This is a genomic window from Thiocapsa sp., assembly GCF_035467215.1.
Taxonomy (GTDB): domain Bacteria; phylum Pseudomonadota; class Gammaproteobacteria; order Chromatiales; family Chromatiaceae; genus Thiocapsa.
On the sequence record NZ_DATITZ010000026.1, the window covers coordinates 1 to 3,575 of the forward strand.

At 64.8% G+C, this 3,575-nt stretch carries 5 protein-coding genes and 2 pseudogenes; 3 read left to right on the forward strand and 4 right to left on the reverse strand.

What is annotated here, in order from left to right; translation table 11 throughout:
- The 3 genes and pseudogenes from VLR48_RS01340 to pncC all read right to left on the reverse strand — a co-directional run.
- Nucleotides 1–274, reverse strand: a pseudogene (locus tag VLR48_RS01340) (DNA recombination/repair protein RecA); the annotation flags it as partial.
- 250 nt (nucleotides 275–524) lie between these two features.
- The gene (gene thpR, locus VLR48_RS01345; protein ID WP_325290053.1) at nucleotides 525–1,037 is read right to left on the reverse strand and encodes an RNA 2',3'-cyclic phosphodiesterase; all 513 of its coding nucleotides are present in this window, start codon (nucleotides 1,035–1,037) and stop codon (nucleotides 525–527) included.
- Nucleotides 1,030–1,539, reverse strand: coding sequence for a nicotinamide-nucleotide amidase (gene pncC, locus VLR48_RS01350; RefSeq protein ID WP_325290054.1), 510 nt, complete (start codon nucleotides 1,537–1,539; stop codon nucleotides 1,030–1,032). Before pncC ends, thpR begins: the two co-directional genes overlap by 8 nt.
- A 134-nt stretch (nucleotides 1,540–1,673) precedes the next feature.
- Between pncC and VLR48_RS01355 the strand changes: the two genes are divergently transcribed.
- Both VLR48_RS01355 and VLR48_RS01360 read left to right on the forward strand, forming a co-directional pair.
- Nucleotides 1,674–1,955, forward strand: coding sequence for a cupin domain-containing protein (locus VLR48_RS01355; protein WP_325290055.1), 282 nt, complete (start codon nucleotides 1,674–1,676; stop codon nucleotides 1,953–1,955).
- A 38-nt stretch (nucleotides 1,956–1,993) separates the two neighbouring features.
- A complete protein-coding gene (locus VLR48_RS01360) occupies nucleotides 1,994–2,488 on the forward strand; it encodes a DUF302 domain-containing protein (protein WP_325290056.1) in 495 nt (164 codons plus the stop codon).
- A 252-nt stretch (nucleotides 2,489–2,740) separates the two neighbouring features.
- Here VLR48_RS01360 and VLR48_RS01365 read toward each other — a convergent pair whose 3' ends face one another.
- Nucleotides 2,741–3,067, reverse strand: coding sequence for a DUF1244 domain-containing protein (locus VLR48_RS01365; protein WP_325290057.1), 327 nt, complete (start codon nucleotides 3,065–3,067; stop codon nucleotides 2,741–2,743).
- Nucleotides 3,068–3,241: 174 nt separating this feature from the next.
- Here VLR48_RS01365 and VLR48_RS01370 point away from each other — a divergent pair.
- Nucleotides 3,242–3,575: pseudogene (locus VLR48_RS01370) on the forward strand (ferredoxin); the annotation flags it as partial.

Sequence of the window (3,575 nt, forward strand, 5' to 3'; positions counted from 1 at the left end):
AGGCCGCCGTGCCGCCGGCCTTTTGCGCCTCGGCGATGATGTGCAGTGTCAGGGTGGTCTTGCCGGAGGATTCGGGCCCGTAGATCTCCACCACGCGGCCCTTGGGCACGCCGCCGATCCCGAGTGCGAGATCCAGACCGAGCGAGCCGGTCGAGATGGCCTCCACCTCGCGAATGACGCCGGTGTCGCCCATGCGCATCACCGAGCCCTTGCCGAACTGTTTTTCGATCTGGGTCAGCGCGGCGGCCAGTGCCTTCTTGCGGTTGTCGTCCATTGGGTCTCCGTTGAACCTGATCGGCTTGATCGTTCTTTGAGGGGGGCTTGCTCTGCAACGTTCGGATCCGACGCGACCGGCGAGCGCCCGGATGTCCACCGAGACACCCGTCGCCCCGCGTCGCAAGTCGCGGATTATCGCATAGCGAATCGGAAAACGTCACAGGCATGCCACGGCACCGGGCGCTCAAGCGGTTCAAATCGCGCACGTCGCACGCGCGCGAAGGCGGCGCAGCATGGCCGGCACGGCGCTAGACCAACGTCCAGCGACGACGTACCCGATAACGTGGCCTGGGACCGCCGTATCCGGCGGCCAGCACAAGCTCGCGGACCGACCAAGGAATCGGCGTCGGCCACTCGGACACCGGCGCCGCCGCGGCCTTGCGTGCGAGTGTGATATGCGGCCGATACGGAGGCGGATCGGCGGCGAGACCGCAGGTCGAGAGCTGCTCCTGAAGATCCGCGACGAGCGTCGCCAATGCCTCGGGCGGCGATGCGGGCGCGCACCAGAGTACGCGCGCCCGAGCGAAATGACCGACCCGATCGATCTCCAGGTCAAACGCAGCGGCTCGGATCCGATCCGCGGCGCGCTCCGCACAAGCGAGCGCATCGGGTGCGAGCGGACCGAGGAAGGCCAGTGTCAGATGAAGGTCGCTCGGGTGGGTTGCCCGTGCGCCGACGGACAGGAGCGCGGGGACCCGGGCAGCCACGGCGTCGCGGACCGCGTCATCGGGCCAGAGGGCAAAGAACCAACGTTCAGACAAGGTCGCCGAGCCGCTCGACCAAGCCGTCGATCGCCGCCTGCACCGAGCAACGCCGCACGGCATCGCGGTCGCCGTCGAAGTGGAAACGCCGGGTCTCGACCCGCCCTTCGGGCCAGGCCCAGGCGAGCCAGACGGTCCCGACCGGTTTCTCCGGGCTACCGCCGCCGGGTCCGGCCACGCCGCTGATGGCGACCGCAACGTGGGCGTGGCTGCGACTCAAGGCGCCCATCGCCATTTCCGCGACCACCGCCTCGCTCACGGCTCCCTGCGCGGCAAGCGTCTCGGCACGCACGCCGAGCATCTCCTGCTTGGCCGCGTTGCTGTAGGTGACGAAACCACGATCGAGCCAAGCGCTGCTCCCGGCGAGATCCGTGACGACCTTCGCTAGCCAGCCGCCGGTGCAGGACTCCGCGACCACAAGCCGCAGGCCCGCGCGCAGCATCAGCTCGGCAAGCAGGGCCGCAATCGGCTCTCGCTCCCCGGGGGATTCAGTGTCGTTCATAACGAAATCACAACGCAAAGGTGCAGAGGATGCAAATCGACCTCTCGGGTGGAAAATCCAACGGATTAGCTCCAGAATGCCGACCCATCAAAGCTAGACCCGCCGATCGCGGCGGCCGACCCCGGAGCCGATGGATGACCGACCTTCAGATTTACTGCGAGCATAAACCCTCTCCGGCCAAGCTGGATGTCCTCGGCGTCGAGGACTGGGCGATCTGGAAAAAAGAGCCCTCGACCTTTCCTTGGCGTTACGATCGTGCCGAGACCTGCTATGTGGTGCGCGGACGCTTTCATGTCACCCCGACCGGCGGCGCGCCCCATACCTTCAGCCGCGGCGACCTCATCACCTTCCCCGCCGGCATGGAATGCACCTGGGAGGTCGTCGAGCCGGTCGAGAAGCACTACCGCTTCGACTAAACCCGGAAATACAAAAACCCAACTGGAGAGAGACGACAATGAGAAAGATCCTGCTGCCCCTGCTGATCGCCCTGCTGCCCTTGACCTTCCTCGCCACTCAGACGCATGCCGAAAGCATGACGATCGCCGATACCGTGCTCAAGATGCCGCTGGCCGAGGATGTCTCGATGGACGACGCCGTCGAATCCATGAAACTTCGGGCCAACACGCTGAACTTCAAACTCGTCGCTCACCTGCCGCTCTACAAGGAGCTGGAGTCGATGGGTGTGGAGGCCAAGCGCATCGAGATCTTCCAGTTCTGCGATGCCCGGATCGCCAACGAGATGATCAAGGAAAACATCGACTTCTCTGCGTATCTGCCCTGCCGAATCACCCTGATCGAGGATCAGGAAGGCAAGGCATGGTTGACGACGCTCGATCTGAACAAGGTCATCGAGATGGCCGACCTGCCGCCGAATCTGATGGAGAACGCGATCAAGGTGCGCGATACGATCGAAGAGATCATGACCGCGGGCGCCACCGGCGACCTCTGAGACCCGGCGACATCGCCGACCGAAGGGTGTAGGGAGTACAAGCGTAGCCCGCACGCGCCGGTGCAGGACGTGGTGGAATTCGCTCTCGGTCGCCCAACCTAGCGGCCGGCGGATTAAATCGCTTGTCGGAAGTAAGTTGAGCACCCGCTCTAATCGTTGTCGTTGTCGTTGTTGTTGTCGACTACGATTGCGACAACGACAATTTCGAGTGCGTCCTTTCGGACGACCGCTCGATCGCGGCCGACCGAGCGCCTAAGCCCCGCGTCCATGGCCGCTGACGAAGGCGTGCAGCGGCTGAGTCTCCTCGAACAGACGCGCCTGCTCTGCAGTCGCCTCTTGCTGATAACGGGTCTTCCAGTCCGAATAAGGCATGCCGTAGACCGCCTCGCGTGCCTGGTCGTAGGTCATCTCGACACCGCGCTCGGCGGCGGCGTTCATGTACCACTTCGACAGGCAGTTTCGGCAGAATCCGGCCAGGTTCATGAGGTCGATGTTCTGCACGTCGGTGCGGCGTTGCAGGTGCTCGACCAAGCCACGGAATGCGGCGGCCTCGATCTGGGTCTTGGTGTTGTCGTCCACGTCATCTCTCCTTCGAAAGGCGGGTTGAGCCGATGGATTGAAGTCGCACCGGGAGGCGCGGATACTCGGCACTGGATGATATCGGGGTGACGCGGATGTTTTGCGCGTGCGGCCCGAGCAAACACCTTGCGTACGACAACCCGGCCCGCCGGCCGGAACCGAGACCTCACGCCCATGGACTACCTGAGCCTGTCCCGCGCCGCACGCCTCGCGGGCGTTACGCGCGCCGAGTTGCAGCGGCGCATCAGACGCGGCGAGATCGCCACCTTCGAGGGCTCGGTCGCCGTCGGCGATCTCCTGCGCGCCTTTCCCGCCGTCAGTCTCGCGGACGACGCTGCGCTCGAGCGGGTCGAGCGCATCAAGAGCGATGCACTTCCCAAGACCGAGGGGCACGACGCTGCGCTGCCCAGCCCGCAGGTCCTGGTCGCACGACTGCGCGCGATGAGCAAGACGCTCGTCGAGCGCATGTCGGCCTTGAGTGCAGCCGAGGACCTTTTGGATCAGGTCG

What these genes read in the sequence shown, in the direction of transcription:
- pncC (WP_325290054.1), bottom strand. Translation starts at nt 1,539, where the DNA reads ATGAACGACACTGAATCCCCCGGGGAGCGAGAGCCGATTGCGGCCCTG.
- VLR48_RS01355 (WP_325290055.1), top strand. Translation starts at nt 1,674, where the DNA reads ATGACCGACCTTCAGATTTACTGCGAGCATAAACCCTCTCCGGCCAAG.
- VLR48_RS01360 (WP_325290056.1), top strand. Translation starts at nt 1,994, where the DNA reads ATGAGAAAGATCCTGCTGCCCCTGCTGATCGCCCTGCTGCCCTTGACC.